15 protein-coding genes and 1 pseudogene are annotated in these 16,382 nt (G+C 45.2%); all 16 read right to left on the bottom strand.

Going from position 1 to position 16,382, the window contains the following annotated elements:
* Window positions 1–90: 90 nt before the first annotated feature.
* The gene (locus tag ACLTL4_RS03155; RefSeq protein ID WP_022120027.1) at window positions 91–642 is read right to left on the bottom strand and encodes a DUF3793 family protein; all 552 of its coding nucleotides are present in this window, start codon (window positions 640–642) and stop codon (window positions 91–93) included.
* A gap of 14 nt (window positions 643–656) precedes the next feature.
* Window positions 657–944: a DUF2325 domain-containing protein gene (locus ACLTL4_RS03150; RefSeq protein WP_022120026.1), complete on the bottom strand. Its 288-nt coding sequence runs from the start codon at window positions 942–944 to the stop codon at window positions 657–659.
* Window positions 945–1,144: 200 nt separating this feature from the next.
* Window positions 1,145–1,591 carry a Fur family transcriptional regulator gene (locus tag ACLTL4_RS03145; protein WP_173896295.1) on the bottom strand — a complete coding sequence of 149 codons (447 nt, stop codon included), beginning with the start codon at window positions 1,589–1,591 and terminating at the stop codon, window positions 1,145–1,147.
* Window positions 1,592–1,604: 13 nt separating this feature from the next.
* Entirely contained in the window at window positions 1,605–1,742 is a 138-nt protein-coding gene (locus ACLTL4_RS03140) for a FeoB-associated Cys-rich membrane protein (protein ID WP_022120024.1), read from the bottom strand.
* Window positions 1,743–1,776: 34 nt separating this feature from the next.
* Window positions 1,777–4,281 (bottom strand): ferrous iron transporter B, encoded by a 2,505-nt coding sequence (gene feoB / locus ACLTL4_RS03135; RefSeq protein WP_412290433.1) that lies wholly within the window; start codon window positions 4,279–4,281, stop codon window positions 1,777–1,779.
* Window positions 4,282–4,431: 150 nt separating this feature from the next.
* On the bottom strand, window positions 4,432–4,653 hold the full coding sequence (locus tag ACLTL4_RS03130) for a FeoA family protein (RefSeq protein WP_022120022.1): 222 nt from the start codon (window positions 4,651–4,653) through the stop codon (window positions 4,432–4,434).
* Window positions 4,654–4,703: 50 nt separating this feature from the next.
* A complete protein-coding gene (locus ACLTL4_RS03125; protein ID WP_022120021.1) occupies window positions 4,704–4,916 on the bottom strand; it encodes a FeoA family protein in 213 nt (70 codons plus the stop codon).
* Window positions 4,917–5,196: 280 nt separating this feature from the next.
* Window positions 5,197–7,282, bottom strand: a pseudogene (locus tag ACLTL4_RS03120) (heavy metal translocating P-type ATPase).
* A 14-nt stretch (window positions 7,283–7,296) separates the two neighbouring features.
* Window positions 7,297–7,665: a DUF6110 family protein gene (locus tag ACLTL4_RS03115; protein WP_147631144.1), complete on the bottom strand. Its 369-nt coding sequence runs from the start codon at window positions 7,663–7,665 to the stop codon at window positions 7,297–7,299.
* Window positions 7,666–7,796: 131 nt separating this feature from the next.
* Window positions 7,797–8,168, bottom strand: a complete 372-nt coding sequence (locus ACLTL4_RS03110; RefSeq protein ID WP_412290435.1) for a heavy-metal-associated domain-containing protein — start codon at window positions 8,166–8,168, stop codon at window positions 7,797–7,799.
* A gap of 44 nt (window positions 8,169–8,212) precedes the next feature.
* Window positions 8,213–8,992, bottom strand: coding sequence for a ThiF family adenylyltransferase (locus tag ACLTL4_RS03105; protein WP_022119017.1), 780 nt, complete (start codon window positions 8,990–8,992; stop codon window positions 8,213–8,215).
* A complete protein-coding gene (locus ACLTL4_RS03100) occupies window positions 8,986–10,125 on the bottom strand; it encodes a rhodanese-like domain-containing protein (protein ID WP_330589915.1) in 1,140 nt (379 codons plus the stop codon). The genes ACLTL4_RS03105 and ACLTL4_RS03100 overlap by 7 nt, the downstream gene beginning before the upstream one ends.
* Window positions 10,126–10,142: 17 nt before the next feature.
* Window positions 10,143–11,189 (bottom strand): [FeFe] hydrogenase H-cluster radical SAM maturase HydE, encoded by a 1,047-nt coding sequence (gene hydE / locus ACLTL4_RS03095; RefSeq protein ID WP_248836008.1) that lies wholly within the window; start codon window positions 11,187–11,189, stop codon window positions 10,143–10,145.
* A 176-nt stretch (window positions 11,190–11,365) separates the two neighbouring features.
* Complete coding sequence (locus ACLTL4_RS03090) at window positions 11,366–11,809, bottom strand: RrF2 family transcriptional regulator (RefSeq protein ID WP_022119013.1); 444 nt, start codon at window positions 11,807–11,809, stop codon at window positions 11,366–11,368.
* A 170-nt stretch (window positions 11,810–11,979) separates the two neighbouring features.
* Window positions 11,980–13,368 carry a magnesium transporter gene (gene mgtE, locus ACLTL4_RS03085; RefSeq protein ID WP_022119012.1) on the bottom strand — a complete coding sequence of 463 codons (1,389 nt, stop codon included), beginning with the start codon at window positions 13,366–13,368 and terminating at the stop codon, window positions 11,980–11,982.
* A 387-nt stretch (window positions 13,369–13,755) separates the two neighbouring features.
* Window positions 13,756–16,323, bottom strand: a complete 2,568-nt coding sequence (locus ACLTL4_RS03080; RefSeq protein ID WP_022119011.1) for a heavy metal translocating P-type ATPase — start codon at window positions 16,321–16,323, stop codon at window positions 13,756–13,758.
* Between the last annotated feature and the right edge of the window lie 59 nt (window positions 16,324–16,382).

Genomic DNA, 16,382 nt, shown 5'->3' with positions numbered 1-16,382 from the left:
CTTTATATTTTTCATGCTGTCGGACTTTTGCCCTCCGACATTTTTTAACAATATCTGCGGAGCATCTGCTGCAAAATCATGTTTGCAGTCTTATGACGCGACAGTAAGTGTACGGATGTCCCGCCCCTGCTTCCACAGTCTTCGATAGACTTCTCTGCATTTTTTGTATTTTGCAAAAAGTTTTCTTGTTTCACATTCATTGCAGTATACTTTCCAGCAGCCGGAGCATTTGTAATTCTGCCCTGCGTTCTCAATAAAACCAACCACATCTTCCAGCGGATAGTCAAGGAACACACCAATCTCATGTGGGAATCCTTCTGCTTTTGCAAGACGCTCTTTCAGTCTCTGCAATGCATAATCGGCATCTTTCTGTACATAGCCGTATTTTCCAAGGAAGTTCTGCACTTCTTGATCATCGAGCCGCTCCTGCAGTCTCTGTTTGCGACATACATACATCAGTGCCTTCTGATTCTGTACTCTCAGGACAACAAGTGAAATCCCCCTCGCCTGTAATTCCTGATTCCAGTACCGTACCTGCTGCTCTGGCATTTCCTCCGGTGCAAAAGACCAGGTAAACAAATTTGCCGTCTTCACCGATGCCAGAGTCGGCGAACAGTGTTCGATCAGATATCGTTCCAGCATGAGAAACCTCCTTTTTACATTGCCACGCAGTGTTCTTCCAGTACTGAGTGCAGTGCACTTGCACTGCTACTGTGGATCCTTGCAACCGGAATGTTGTTCCGTTTTGCTTCCTGGATCGCAGTGTTTACCATTTTGTGTGATACCGTGTTGGTAAACAGGATCAGAAGATCCGGGCAACCGATTTTTTTTCTTACTGAACCATGCTCTTTTGCAAAGACTTTTGCTTTGCAGCCATGGCATTTGCAGATGTCAGCGTACTGACAGACCATTCTTTCGTTTCCTCCAATAATCACTACACTCATGTTCTTATCCTCTCCATCTTTCTTAAAATTATAAGATGCCAGGGTCAAAAACCTGAAGCCACGACGTGCTTGTACAGGATTGGTTTTATGACATCCTTGCCCCGATGCTTCTTGCGACTACCTTAAATTAGTTTTAACTAACCTATGATTTTAAAAAAACGGACTGCCAAGACTATCCTGAAACAGTCCGTTTTCCACCTTTATCTGGCACAACACATGTCAGAATTCCAGGCTATTTTTTTTATTTCCTGATCTTCAATATATCCGCACGCTTTTAGACCTGCCTGAAATACTGCGTCCAGTTTCTCTGCCGAGAGACAGTACGTTGTGCGGTCACTTAGTTCCACGATGCAGCTGTTTGCAGCTTTTTTCTTTTCTGCTTCACAGCTGCCATTTTCGCACAGTTCTTCACATGCCACTTTGTACATGTTCTTTCTGCTGATGGCACCGATTTCTTCCAACATATTCACCATACGGTAAACCGTTGCAAATCCAATCTTTGTATCTTGTCTGGAAGCTTTGTAATAAATTTCCTTACAGCAGGAGCAGTCCTCCTGCAGGATGATATCCAGGATGATCAGTCTCTGTCTTGTAATCCTGCAGCCACGCTCCTTTAGCTTGCGGATGATATATTCTCTCTGTGGCACAAGCGTCCCTCCCTTAATGGCAGTGACCGCCACAATTCTTACAGTCTCCGCCGCACTGAATGGATTTTCCGTTTTTCTTATCGCGTACCATACTGCGGACAGCAAGTGCTACAACTCCTGCCACAATAATACCAACTACAACTGTTCCCATAAAAAATCCTCCTTTCAGGCTTTCGGCAAAATCTTTATTTTGCCCTGGATGTCTTTACGGATACGTTCAGAGTCTGACTCTCTTTGTAAGGACGAGCCAGCAGGTAAATGAATGCTACAATAACTGCGATCGCCACAATCGTCCAGATACTGAATCCGGCTCCTGTGAACAGTCCGCCGATCTGATTTACAACCAGAGATACCAGATATGCAAAACCGCACTGATATCCGACTGCTGTCCAGAACCATTTTGTATTGTTCATTTCACGTTTGATCGCACCCATAGCTGCGAAGCACGGTGCACACAGCAGGTTGAATGCCAGGAAGGAATATCCGCTTACTGCTGTGAAAGCTGCTCCCATGGTTGCGTAAACGCTTGCGTCTCCGCCTCCGTAAAGGATGCCCAGTGTACCAACAATGTTCTCTTTTGCAACCAGACCTGTAACAGATGCAACGGTTGCCTGCCAGTTGCCCCATCCCTGTGGAATGAAGATCCAGCAGATTGCTTTACCGATCGTAGCCAGAATACTGTAATCGATCTGGTCTTCGGAAAGCATCTGGAATTTGCCGTCCATGACACCGAAGTAAGTTGTGAACCATACAGCGATGGTAGATACCAGAATAATCGTACCAGCTTTTTTAATAAATGACCAGCCACGTTCCCACATACTTCTTAAAACGCTTCCGATCGTCGGCATATGATATGCCGGAAGTTCCATTACAAATGGTGCCGGATCACCTGCAAACATTTTTGTTTTCTTCAGGATAATACCGGAGCAGATGATCGCTGCGATACCAAGGAAGTATGCAGATGGTGCTACCCAGGATGCTCCACCGAAGATTGCTCCTGCAACCATGGCGATAAACGGAAGTTTTGCACCACATGGGATAAAGGTTGTTGTCATGATCGTCATACGACGGTCTCTTTCATTTTCAATCGTACGGGAAGCCATGATACCCGGAACGCCACAGCCGGAGCCGATCAGCATTGGGATAAAGGACTTACCGGAAAGACCAAATTTGCGGAACACTCGGTCCATGATGAATGCAACTCGTGCCATGTATCCGCATCCTTCCAGGAATGCCAGGAAGATGAACAGGATCAGGATCTGCGGAACGAATCCGAGAACCGCACCAAGACCTGCTACGATACCATCCAGGATCAGACCTCTCAGCCATTCTGCACAGCCGACTTTGTCAAGTACATTCTCAACCAGAACCGGAATACCTGGAATCCATACGCCGTAGTCTGCCGGATCCGGAGCTGTGTAATCATATTTATCCATGGTTGCTACTGCTTCCTGGAAATCTGCACCGGTAGAAGTTACTTCTTCGTCTGCCATTGTCTCTTCATCTACTACAGAATAGGTTGCTGTATCTGCATCAGAAATGGTTGTTGCAAACTCTGTCAGAGCTGCTTTTGCTGCTGCCGGATCATAATCATCTGCTTCTGAATCCAGAGCTGTCTGAACGCTTTCTACGTCTACGCCCTGCTCGCTTTCATAATCCAGGAAACCATTTACTATCGTTTCTGCATCTGTGTATTCATCTGCAACTTCTGTGTAGGACGCTGTTCCGATACCGAACAGATGCCATCCATCACCGAATACACCATCGTTTGCCCAGCCTGTTGCGATGTCACCAACGGTTGTTACCGATACAAAGTATACCAGCCACATAACTGCCGCAAAGATTGGCAGTGCCAGCCAGCGGTTTGTTACAATCTTATCAATCTTATCGGAAGTAGTCAGTTTTTCTTTTCTGTCTTTCTTTAAGCATTCTCCGATAATAGAAGATATGTAAGTATATCTCTCGTTTGTGATAATACTTTCGGTATCATCATCAAATTTTTCTTCCATCTCAGCGATCTCTTTGGATACATCCACGCTGGTGTTCATCTGATCCTGGATCTTATCATCTTTTTCCAGAAGTTTGATCGCAAAGAATCTTCTCTGTGCATCCGGTACAACACCGACCAGTTTGTCTTCTACTCTCTCAATGATGTCCTCTGCATCTTTTGTAAATTCATGAACCGGAATGGAAGTTTTGTTTTTCTGTGCCAGAGCGACAGCTTTTTCTGCTGCTTTCTGGATTCCGGTACCTTTCAGTGCGGAAATCTCAACTACCTCACATCCGATCTTTTTGCTCAGTTTGTCAACATAGATCTTATCGCCGGATTTTTCAACGATATCCATCATGTTAACCGCCATGATCACCGGAATACCGAGTTCCAGAACCTGTGTGGACAGATACAGGTTACGCTCAATGTTGGTTCCGTCTACGATATTAATGATCGCATCCGGTTTTTCGTTGATCAGATAATTTCTGGCAACCACTTCCTCCAGTGTATATGGAGACAGAGAATAAATACCAGGTAAGTCCATAATGGTTACATCTTTATGGCCTTTGAGCTTACCTTCCTTTTTCTCAACGGTTACACCAGGCCAGTTTCCCACGAACTGGTTAGACCCTGTCAGTGCGTTAAACAGTGTAGTCTTACCACAGTTCGGATTTCCTGCCAATGCAATTTTAATTGACATACTTTCCTCCTCTTTCTCAAAAAAACAATCACCCTTCGGGCTCATTTTTCCGGGAGCTGATTTACACAGCTTATTTTTATTTGTGTTTACTTATTTATATTTTGCATCTCTTATTTATGTTAGCATCATCTAATCCACGAACAAAAAAAATTATTCTACTTCAATCATTTCCGCATCTGCTTTTCTAAGAGATAATTCATAGCCGCGAACGGTTACTTCGATCGGATCACCAAGTGGTGCAACTTTTCTTACATAAATGCTGACACCTTTTGTGATTCCCATGTCCATGATCCTTCTTTTGACCGGACCAGCACCGCTCAGTTTTTTCACTGTGACAGTCTGTCCACAGGCAACTTCTCTTAATGTTTTCATCTCTGCCTACCCTTTCTGTTTTCTGATTTTTCCGGAGATAGCATTTTTCATCAGACCATAATCTTGTTGGCCATATCTTTGCCAATGGCAACTCTGGAATCTTTTACGTTCACGATCAGGTTTCCTTCTATTTCAGAAACAACTGTCACAGTTCCGCCTGGCACAAATCCAAGTTTCTCCAGAAATCTTCTGGTTTCTTCTTTGCCACCGACCTTTTTGATCACACTCGGTTCTCCTGTGTTCACCATCGTTAAAGGCATCATTTGCAACCTCCCTTTTTATAAAAGTAAGCTCAAAACAGGCTCCTTTTCTTTTTCTTCATGGTTAGTATATGCTAATGTTCATTAGCTGTCAACAACTTTTTTTAGTTTTTATTGATACATTTTCTCATTAAACACTTTTTATTAATATTTATTTCTCAAAAATAACGAATACTACGAGATTTTTCGACTAAAAAAACAGAACACGGTGGCCGTTATATCTTTTGATATAGAAAATGTAACTGCCATGTATTCTGTTTCTTGTTTTCAGCTGTTGTTTCTTTTATTCCGATTCATCCAGCAGATTCTTCATGCTCTGCAGTCCGATCACCAGCGTAGATGTATTGTGCAGCAGTGCGGATGTCGTAGGCGGAAGTACGCCTGTCACGCCGCATACGATCAGTCCGGTATTAAATCCGACGATAATCCGGTAGTTCCTGCGGATACGCTGCATCAGTGCATCACTCAGTCTCTTGAGTTTGACGATCTCTTTGAGGTCGTCTGCACCGACAGTGATATCTGCCACTTCCCTTGCGATCTCTGCTCCTTCGCTGATCGCAATGCCGACATCTGCCGCAGACAGTGCCGGTGAATCGTTGATTCCATCACCGATCATAATGACTTTGCGTCCTGCCTGTTTTTCCCTTTCAACAAAGTTTGCTTTATCTTCCGGAAGTACTTCGGAATAATATTCATCGACACCGACACGTTTTGCGATTGCTTTTGCGGTACGGTCACTGTCTCCGGTCATCATAACGATCTTGGAAAGTCCTGCTTCACGCAGCTGTTCAACCACCTGCTGCTTCTTTTCGGAGCGGATCTTCAATGCAGATCACGGCTGCAAGCTCGTTCTGGATTGCCAGATACAGGTGGGAATATTCTTCCGGCAGGTTTTCAAACCTGTCTTCCATTCCTTCCGGTATCGTGCACTTTTCATCCTCGAAAATGAAGTGATGGCTTCCGATCACAGCTTTTTTGCCTTCGATCGTAGTAGAAATACCGTGTGCCACGATATACTCTACCTTTGTATGCATCTCTTCGTGATCCAGATGCCGCTCTTTGGCTGCATTTACCACTGCTTTTGCCATAGAATGAGGGAAATGCTCCTCCAGGCAGGCTGCGATGCGAAGCAGCTCGTCTTCACTGTATCCGTTAAAGGAGATCACTTTTGCAACGATCGGTTTCGCCTCGGTAAGCGTTCCGGTCTTGTCAAATACGATTGTGTCTGCTTCTGCCACTGCTTCCAGGAATTTACCTCCCTTGACCGTGATCTTGAAGCTTCCGGCTTCGCGGATCGCAGAAAGAACGGATACCGGCATTGCCAGTTTCAGTGCACAGGAGAAATCTACCATCAGCACTGAGAGAGCCTTGGTCACATTTCTGGTAAAGAGCCAGGTAAGGACGGTTCCTGCAAGTGTATACGGAACCAGCTTGTCTGCCAGATGCTCTGCCTTGCTCTCCAGTCCGGATTTCAGTTTTTCAGACTCTTCGATCATGGCTGCGATCTTCTCATACCGGCTTGATCCGCCTGCTTTGCGGACAAGAACCGTGATCTCGCCTTCTTCTACGACGGTTCCTGCAAATACCGTATTCCCGGCTGTTTTGCGTACCGGTGCAGACTCTCCTGTCAAAGAAGCCTGATTAAGCATCGCCTCTCCGTCCGATACAGTTCCGTCAAACGGAACCACATTGCCCATATGTACCACGATCTGATCATTTTCTCTGATCCTGGATGCGGATACGAGTACTTCCTGGCCGGATGCCTCTTTTATCCATACTTTATCTACATTCAGTGACATCGTCCTTGCCAGATCATCAACGGATTTCTTGTGCGTCCACTCTTCTAACAGTTCTCCGATGCCAAGCAGGAACATGATCGAACCTGCGGTCGCCGTGTCACCACGCAGTACAGAAACTCCGATGGCTGTTCCATCCAGTACCGGAACTTCAATCTTGCCTTTTGCAAGTGTCTGAATTCCCTTCCAGATGTATTTGATTGAGCAGAAACCAGTGTAAGCTGCGGCGATCGGTGCCGGCAGAAATACTTTTCTTCCGTAATGGAACAGAACTTTATTAACCAGTTTTTCCTGATACTGGGAATTCAGCTCCCTTCCGGAATGTTCCAGTATGCCATCCGGAACTTTTACATCTTTGCAGCGATAGGCAGCTACCTTCTTTAATAAAGTACTGCGTTCTCCCTGATAACAGATCACTGCATCTGCGGTACGTTCATATACAACTGCTTTTGTTACCTGAGGCAGCTCTTCCAGATAATACTGGAAAAGATCTGCCTCTTTATAAGACAGGCGTTTCGCCTCCATATGGATACGGATCCTGCCTCTTATCTCGTGTTTAATTCTGAATTTCAATCTTCCTCAAACCTCTATTCTGCAGTTTCCTCTGTTGTCTCTTCTGCCGCTGTTTCTTCTGTTTCCGCTTCTGCTTCTTCAGCCTCTGCTTCCACTTCATCCTCTACTTCTTTTAAATCTTCATCATCATAAACTGCTTCTTTTGCCGCACGCTCTTCGTTGATCTGTTTTGCTTCTTCGTAGATGTCACCTGCATTTTCCTGAACTTTCGTTACCGTCTGCATAACGCACTCTTTTGCACGAAGTACTGCTGCAGTAACATTTGTGTAAAATTTCTTTGCATCGTTGCTGGACAGTGCTTTAATACCGGCTGTACCAAAAGCAACACCTGCTGCAAAAATTCCTGTTTTTTTCCAATCTGCATTTTTTAAACATTTTAACATTCTTTTGTACCTCCTGGTTTTGTTTTATTTTTGAATTTCCTTGCATTATATCACTCTGATTTGTGTTTTTCTATTATTTTTTTCTTTTATTATTGATAATTTTTATCAATAGATTTATCTATGGATAAACTTTATAAGGATTCGATCTTTTTGCAGGTTCCAGGATCATAACCGCTGCATCTGACGATACCCTGGATCTCCTGTGTGCTAATCTGCTCTTTTGCGTAAACTTGTGCTTTTTTCTGTTTCAGATTTACTTTCGCATAAAAGCCTTTCTTTTCGTTAAAAGCATTCTCCACTCTCTTTTTGCACTGACTGCAGGTCATACCCTCCACTTCCACTTCAAAATGATATGGATAATGAGAGACATCGGTATCCTCTGCTTTTACTTTTTTCACATCATCACCGGTTCCGCAGCAGCCGTTTGAAACACGTTTCATGGAACTGCGGATTCCGAAGAAACAGATCACAACTAAAATAGCACAGATAATAATGGTTGACATATACATCCCTCCTGACGTAACGCTGAAAAAATTGATAATCTTTTTCACTTCTTTTTGCGTCTGTTTTCTTCGCCAAGTGCGATGTCATTTACGATCTCACCTGCCATGATCAGTCCCATGACAGACGGTGTAAAGGCCGTACTTCCCGGGATTGCTCTGCGGTCTGTACACTTTCTCTGTACACCCGGCGGGCAGACGCAGTGTGCCTTGCAGCTGATCGACATATCTTCGATCGGCGTGCGTGCCTTCTCTTTGGAATACACCACTTTCAGACTGTCTACTTTACGTTTCTTTAATTCCCGCCGCATGACTTTTGCCAGCGGGCAGACGGATGTCTCGTAAATATCTGCCACTTCAAACAGTTCCGGATGGATCTTATTTCCGGCTCCCATTGCGGAGATAACAGGTACTCCTGCTTCTTTTGCCGCCATGACAATATCGATTTTTGCCGTCACGGTGTCAACGGCATCTACCACATAAGTGCATGACGCAAAATCAATCAGATCACGCTGGTCCGGCAGATAAAAGCAGTTATGCAGATGGATCCTGGCATGCGGATTGATCTCCAGAATACGGTCACGCATAACTTCTACTTTTTGTTTTCCGACCGTTTTTCTGGTCGCAATGATCTGACGGTTCAGATTTGTCAGGCAGACTTTATCGTCATCGATCAGATCAAAAGTACCGACTCCGCTTCGTGCCAGTGCTTCTGCTGTATAACCGCCGACACCGCCCAGTCCGAAAATTGCAACTCTCGCATTTGCCAGGCGTTCCATTGCCTCTTTTCCATAAAGAAGCTCTGTTCTCGAAAACTGATTTAACATGATTCATAATCCTCCAAAAATGAATGTCTGACTCCGTTTTTCTTATATGCCACAACGGTGTCCAGATTTACGTTCTCAATACTGCGGAAAATATTGGTCTCTACATAAGGATTGACCTTTTTCATTTCTGCGATCATATGCTTGATCTCCATACGCTTCGATGCACTTTCCCCATTTGGCCTGCAAGTCGTACAAGTGTCTGTAAATCTGCATGCACACTGAATAAAGTGCAGGCTGTTATAGTCTCTCCAGTGTTTGATATCCTCTTCCCGGATCAGATAAAGCGGGCGGATCAGTTCCATGCCCTCAAAATGAATGCTGTGAAGCTTCGGCATCATGGTCTGCACCTGACCGCCGTAGAGCATTCCCATCAGGATCGTCTCAATCACATCGTCAAAATGATGTCCCAGTGCAATCTTGTTGCATCCAAGCTCTTTTGCTTTGCTGTAAAGATGACCGCGCCGCATTCTTGCACAGAGATAGCACGGTGATTTTTCAATATTATAAACTGCTTCAAAAATGTTCGTTTCAAAAATCGTCAGCGGAATGTTTAAGATTTTTGCATTCTGCTCTATGATCTGACGGTTGCGTTCGTTATAGCCCGGGTCCATCACAAGATAGACCACTTCAAATGGAAATTTGTGATGACGCTGAAGTTCCTGGAACAGTTTTGCCATCAACATGGAATCCTTTCCGCCGGAAATACAGACAGCAATTTTATCTCCTTCCCGGACAAGCTGATATTCATTGATTGCTTTTGTAAATTTGCTGAAAATAGATTTATGGAATTTTTTGCGGATGCTCTTTTCAATATCCGCATTTCTGGCTGTCTCCTGAAAATGGTTCAGCAGCCATTTATCATAACCGCCTTCCAGACTGCAGGCATCAAATCCAAACCCGGAAAGCAGTTCTGCCTGATCGGTACTGATCACACCGCTTTGGCAGTATACAATGATCTTTTTTTCTGTCTGAAGTTCGTCTTTTCGCTCAATCAGCTCATTTGCCGGAATATTGAGGGCATCTTTTAAATGTCCATGATCAAAAGCTTCCATGCTTCGGATATCCAGCAGCTGATACGTTTCCTGTTCCATATTTTCAAGCTCCGCAAGGGAGCAGCTTTTTACGTTTTCCAAAATTTTTCTCCTGTCTTTTAAAATTCCCGGTAATCACCGCGGTCTGTGACGATCTCATAGCCGATGCTGCGGATTCTCGCATCAAGACATTTCCGACATTCTGCCGCCTCATCCCCGGTACACAGTTTATTGTCATAGAGCATATAATTTTTCCGCACAGATACCGGTGAAAGATTCGGCATCACGACATTTGCCCCGGAAAGGATTGCCTTTTCACGCCCTCTCGGATCGATCGTGCCAACCGCTGTTGTCGCCGGAATCATAGCGTTTGGATTCATCAGCCGCAACATGGCAACCAGATTCAGAGTCAGATCCAGACTGCCTCCTGTTTCTTTTGCAAATACCGTGTCTTTGTGTGGGATAAACGGTCCGATGCCGATCATATGCGGCCTCAGTTTTTTGATATAACACAGTTCCCGTGCCAGATATTCTAATTGCCAGCCCGGTGAACCCACCATAAATCCACATCCGGTCTGATAACCGGTTTCTTTTAATATTTCAAGGCAGTGCAGTCGGTTTTCCAGGCTCATCTGCTTTGGATGCAGCATCGCATAATGCTCCGGAACGGATGTCTCTTCTCGCAGAAGATAGCGGTCTGCCCCTGCTTTGTGCATCACACGGTAAGATTCTTCTGAACGTTCGCCAAGCGAGAGCGTCACTGCACAGTCCGGATATTCTTTCTTGATCGAGCGAATGATCTCACACATCCGTTCATCATTGAAATAAGCATCCTCGCCGCCCTGCAGCACAAAAGTCCGATAGCCCAGTTCATAGCCCATCTTACAGCACTCCATGATCTGTGAAAGTGTCAGACGGTAACGCACTGCATTCTGATTGCCCCTGCGGATACCGCAGTAGAGACAGTCATTTTTGCAGTAGTTGGTAAACTCGATCAGCCCTCGCAGATAAATCTTTCTGCCAAAGTGCCTGACCGCTTCTTCTGCTGCTGCCGCCCGCAGATACGCACTGGATTCTTCATCCAGATGCTCCAGAAGATACCGAAGCTCCTCCATCTGTGCATCCTGTTCTTTTCTCAGTTTTTCTATGATCGGTCTGCAATCCATGCCATTCCCCCAACCCTTTTTCTGCCGTTGTTTTTATTATCGCTGTTATTCTACATGGAAAACGCAAAAAAGTAAAGCCGACTTTTTATGTCAGCTTTACCGCTGTTTTGTTCTTTTAAAAATAAGGATGCCTGCAGATTGCTCCGTTTCGTTTCAGGCTTTTAACCCGGGCATCATCATATATAATACATATATTCTTCTTCGTTATGCTTTAAATATTCTTCCTCCATATCTTCGAGTGTGACACCCTGAAGTACTTTCTTCGTCTGCCGGTTCAGCGGATCGATGATCAGCTCCTGGATGACATCGGATATTTCTTCATCTTTACAGGGATCGGCTGTCTTTTCGTCTGTTATATAATAATCACCGTCGATCGCATAGACAATGTCGCTGACGGTGATCTCACTGGCCGGTCTGGCCAGATAATAGCCTCCCTGCGGTCCTTTGATGCTTCTGACAATTCCGGCTCTTCGAAGGCTTGCGAAAACCTGCTCCAGAAACTGCGGCGAGATCCCATTTCGCTGTGCAAGGACATTCAGAGGCACATGTGCTGATTTGGAATGGATCGACAGATCTGCCAATGCCCGAAATGCATATCTGCTTTTCATTGATAATTTCATAGCTACTCCTTATCTTTATATTTCACATATGTTTACTAGGTTTTAATTATGGTATCATAAAACAGAAAACTTGTCAATACCTTCAAAACATAGCGATATGGTATGTTATCTTTCGTCAAAAAAAAGACAACTGCCGCTGTGCAATTGTCTTTTTTTCTTTCGACTTGAATTTAGCCTGCCAAATGCAGTATATTGATCAGAAGAATCCAGCTCAGTCCGTAATAAGACACAACTGCGACAAGGTCGTTGATCGTTGTTATCAGCGGGCCGGACGCAACGGCCGGGTCTACATGGATCTTCTTGAAAAACAGCGGGATACAGGTACCAACCGCTCCGGAAACGACCATCGCCAGTACCAGAGAGAGGCCGATGCATCCGGACACCGCATAGGCAAACAGGAATGTCTTGCCTTTAAACAGTGCGATATATAATCCCACCAGAGCAAACGATATCGTTCCCAGGATCATACCATTCGAGAATCCGATCTTCATTTCTTTCAAAACAAGCTGGAACTTCTGTTTGCCGGTCAGAGATTCATCCATCAGGACACGGATCGTTACAGCCAGTGACTGCGTACCGACGTTACCTGCCATATCCAGAATCAGTGACTGGAATGCCATGATGATCGTCAGCTGGCTTACTACCGTCTCAAATATACCTACAACAGAAGAAACAACCATACCAAGACCTAACAGAACGAGCAGCCATGGCAGACGTTTTTTGATACTCTCACGCAGAGGCTCTTTTAAATCTTCCTCCGCAGTCAGACCGGCGAACATCGCATAATCCTCGCCCATCTCGTCATCGACCAGTGATACGATGCTCTGCGATGTGATAACACCGAGTAGTTTATTGTTATTATTTAATACCGGGATAGAATCCTCGGAATAATCTTTCAGTTTTTCAATACAGTCATCGATCAGCTCATGACCATATACATATGGATAAGAAGTTACAACCAGATCCTCAAGCGGAGAATCCTGTCTTGCAATGATCAAATCCTTTAAATCCATGGCTCCGTAAAACGTCTGATCCTCCGTCACCATGAAAATGGTAGAAATATTATCGTTCTTTGCTGCCTGTTCTACCAGGCTGCTCATCGCCTGCTTTACCGTAAGATTCTCGCGGATCATGATAAAGTTGGTCGTCATCCTGCTTCCGATCTCTTCATCATCAAAAGAAGCGATCACAGCGATATCTTCTCTTGTATCTGCATCGGTCAGCTCGATCAGCAGTGCTCTTTTCTCCTTCGGGATCATCTTCAGGACATCGATCACCGCATCGGTCTCCATACTGGAGAGGATCTTTGCTGCCTTTCTGACATCCATCTCATCCAGATACTCCGCTGCCGGTTTCTCATCGATATGTTCAAAAATATCGGAAAGCATCTCCGTATCCAGGATACGACAGATCTTTCTTCTTTCTACAATGGTAAGATCCGGGAACACCTCTGCCAGGTCATTCTCATGGTAATCTTCGAGCTGATTCCGCATAACGCCCGGTGAAGCATTGCTTCTGATGATACCCAGGATCTCTGATGTATAATCTTTGTTTTCCAATGTCTCATCCTCCTTATTCTGTTTTCGTAACCGTTCAGCCACACAAAAATACAGAAAAACAAAACTGTAAATGATTTTCTGCACATGACTGAACTTTCATAACGGTCCAGGGGAGTCGGAAAATAGGATAAGAAATCAGAAAACCAGACAGAACGGACTGCTGCTCACTTCCCATCCTATGCTTCTACTTCGCCCATGACTGTCACAACTGTCCATTCTGTTCACCTGCCTTTGTACTGAAATTTAAGAAAAAAGTTGAGGGCTTTACAGACCCTCAACCATTATAATTCCTTTTTCTTTAATTGTAAAGCAAACTTTTGTATGGTTTTTGTAAAGTTTGCAGCCGTTCAGCCATGCGGCAAATATTGCAGACAGATGCGTTATGCCTTACTTTACAGACACTACCTGATAGTCTTTATCCTCTACGGTCTTTTTCAGTGTCTCATCTGCGATCTCTGCATTCAGCTTTACAACTGCAGTTCCTTTTTCGTGGCTGACGATCGCTTCCTCTACCTGTGGCAGTGCCTCCAGTGCCTTCTTTACGGTTGCCTCGCAGTGTCCACACATCATTCCTTTGATTTCCATTGTTTTTTCCATAGTATGATTCTCCTTTTCCTTTGATTTATTTTGCATCTGTGATTTTGCATTCACAGTCTGTAACGTAACCTGATTTTTTATTTTTTTATCTTTTTTTGCATCGTACATTCCGAAGAAATTCAGACGCAGTGCATTTGTTACCACGCAGAAGCTTGAAAGGCTCATGGCTGCTGCCCCGAACATCGGGTTTAACTGCCATCCAAAGACCGGGATCCAGATTCCGGCTGCCAGCGGAATGCCGATGATGTTGTAAATAAAAGCCCAGAACAGATTTTCATGGATATTTCTCAGTGTCGCACGGCTCAAACGGATCGCTGCCGGTACATCATCCAGCTTACTCTTCATCAGCACAACATCGGCCGCATCGATTGCGATATCCGTTCCGGCTCCGATTGCAATTCCCATATCTGCCCTTGTCAGGGCCGGTGCATCGTTGATGCCGTCACCTACCATGACAACCTTTCCTTTTTCTTTCAGAGAGCGGATGACACTTTCCTTTCCTTCCGGAAGGACTCCGGCAATGACCTCATCAACGCCTGCCTGCCGTCCGATCGCCCTTGCTGTCCGCTCATTGTCCCCGGTCAGCATGACTACCCGGATTCCCATGTTCTGCAGTTCTTTTACGGCTCTTGCACTCTCTTCTTTGATCACATCCGCTACTGCGATCACACCGAGCAAACGGTCTTCTTTTGCAAAAAACAGCGGCGTCTTTCCATCTTCTGCCAGTGCTTCCACCTGGCGTTTCTGTTTCTCTGAAATTTTGCAGATTTCGGAGATAAATTTCATATTTCCACCAAAGAGGCGGCTTCCATGAAGACTGGCTGTCAGACCATTTCCCGGAAGTGCCTGAAAATCCGATACTTCCTCTGCTCTGACTTTTTGCCGCTCTGCCTCCAGCAGGATCGCTTTTGCCAGCGGATGCTCACTTTTCTTTTCCAGAGCAAATGCCATCTGAAGCAGCTCCTCTTCGCTTACGCCTTCCGCCGGAATGATATCGGTTACTTTCGGCTCTCCGCTTGTGATCGTACCGGTCTTATCGAGTGCTACGATCTGCATTTTTCCGGTCTCTTCCAGCGAAACAGCTGTTTTAAACATGATTCCATGCTTTGCACCCATACCATTTCCGACCATGATCGCAACCGGGGTCGCAAGTCCGAGGGCACACGGGCAGCTGATAACCAGAACGGAAATGGCTCTTGCCAGTGCATATCCAAAGGTCTGGCCTGCCAGCATCCATACGATGAAGGTGATCACTGCGATCGTAATGACTGCCGGTACAAACACACCGGAAACCTTATCTGCGATCTTGGCGATCGGTGCCTTTGTGGCTGCCGCATCACTGACCATCTGAATGATCTGTGAAAGCGTGGTATCTTCTCCGACTCTGGTCGCACGGCATTTGATAAATCCGGACTGATTGACTGTTGCCGCAGAAATTTTATCTCCTTCTGCTTTGTCAACCGGAATACTCTCACCGGTCAGTGCCGCTTCATTTACTGCACTGTTTCCTTCCAGAACGATACCATCCACCGGTATATTTTTTCCAGGACGCACTACAAAAATGTCACCCGCCTGTACTTCTTCGATGGAAACGGTCACTTCCTGACCGTCCTGCAGCAGAACTGCTGTCTTTGGTGCCAGTTTCATCAGACTCTTCAGTGCATCCGTTGTCTTTCCTTTCGAACGTGCCTCCAGCATTTTGCCGACCGTGATCAGTGTCAGGATCATCGCCGCAGATTCGAAATAAAATTCATGCATATACGCCATGACAGCTGCCATATCACCCTTTACCTGGGCATCCGTCATCGCAAACAGTGCATAGACACTGTAAAGAAACGATGCTCCGGATCCAAGAGCTACCAGCGTATCCATGTTCGGGGATTTATTCAGCAGTCCTTTAAAACCACTGATAAAGAATTTCTGGTTGATGACCATGATAATGACCGTCAAAAGCAGCTGAAGCAGTCCCATCGCCACATGGTTTCCCGCAAAGAAAGATGGCAGAGGCCAGTTCCACATCATATGCCCCATCGAGAAATACATCAGTACCAGTAAAAAACCAACCGAAGCAAACAGCCTTTTTTTCAGTTTTGGTGTTTCCGTATCTTTCAGCAGTGCATCATCCTTTGCCGCACTGCCCTGATTTCCCTTTGTGCCCGTTCCCTTCTTTTCTGCATGATATCCTGCAGCTTCCACCGCCGAGATGATCGCATCGCAAGTTGCCGTCCCTTCCACGCCCATCGAATTTGTCAGCAGACTCACCGAGCAGGAAGTCACACCCGGAACTTTACTGACTGCTTTTTCTACTCTGCTGCTGCAGGCGGCACAGCTCATCCCGGTTACCGAATATTGTTCCATCGCAATTCCGTTACTGAAAACTTATAAAAAGTTATAAACCTTTATGTTTCATTCCTACT

Origin of the sequence: Hominisplanchenecus sp., assembly GCF_046967715.1 — a bacterium.
GTDB classification, from domain to species: domain Bacteria; phylum Bacillota; class Clostridia; order Lachnospirales; family Lachnospiraceae; genus Hominisplanchenecus; species Hominisplanchenecus faecis.
The sequence above is the reverse complement of the archived record's forward strand: the minus strand, read 5'-3'. Positions and strand labels throughout refer to the sequence as shown.

What these genes read in the sequence shown, in the direction of transcription:
- ACLTL4_RS03155 (WP_022120027.1), bottom strand. Translation starts at nt 642, where the DNA reads ATGCTGGAACGATATCTGATCGAACACTGTTCGCCGACTCTGGCATCG.
- ACLTL4_RS03150 (WP_022120026.1), bottom strand. Translation starts at nt 944, where the DNA reads ATGAGTGTAGTGATTATTGGAGGAAACGAAAGAATGGTCTGTCAGTAC.
- ACLTL4_RS03140 (WP_022120024.1), bottom strand. Translation starts at nt 1,742, where the DNA reads ATGGGAACAGTTGTAGTTGGTATTATTGTGGCAGGAGTTGTAGCACTT.
- feoB (WP_412290433.1), bottom strand. Translation starts at nt 4,281, where the DNA reads ATGTCAATTAAAATTGCATTGGCAGGAAATCCGAACTGTGGTAAGACT.
- ACLTL4_RS03130 (WP_022120022.1), bottom strand. Translation starts at nt 4,653, where the DNA reads ATGAAAACATTAAGAGAAGTTGCCTGTGGACAGACTGTCACAGTGAAA.
- ACLTL4_RS03125 (WP_022120021.1), bottom strand. Translation starts at nt 4,916, where the DNA reads ATGATGCCTTTAACGATGGTGAACACAGGAGAACCGAGTGTGATCAAA.
- ACLTL4_RS03115 (WP_147631144.1), bottom strand. Translation starts at nt 7,665, where the DNA reads ATGTTAAAATGTTTAAAAAATGCAGATTGGAAAAAAACAGGAATTTTT.
- ACLTL4_RS03110 (WP_412290435.1), bottom strand. Translation starts at nt 8,168, where the DNA reads ATGTCAACCATTATTATCTGTGCTATTTTAGTTGTGATCTGTTTCTTC.
- ACLTL4_RS03105 (WP_022119017.1), bottom strand. Translation starts at nt 8,992, where the DNA reads ATGTTAAATCAGTTTTCGAGAACAGAGCTTCTTTATGGAAAAGAGGCA.
- hydE (WP_248836008.1), bottom strand. Translation starts at nt 11,189, where the DNA reads ATGGATTGCAGACCGATCATAGAAAAACTGAGAAAAGAACAGGATGCA.
- ACLTL4_RS03090 (WP_022119013.1), bottom strand. Translation starts at nt 11,809, where the DNA reads ATGAAATTATCAATGAAAAGCAGATATGCATTTCGGGCATTGGCAGAT.
- ACLTL4_RS03080 (WP_022119011.1), bottom strand. Translation starts at nt 16,323, where the DNA reads ATGGAACAATATTCGGTAACCGGGATGAGCTGTGCCGCCTGCAGCAGC.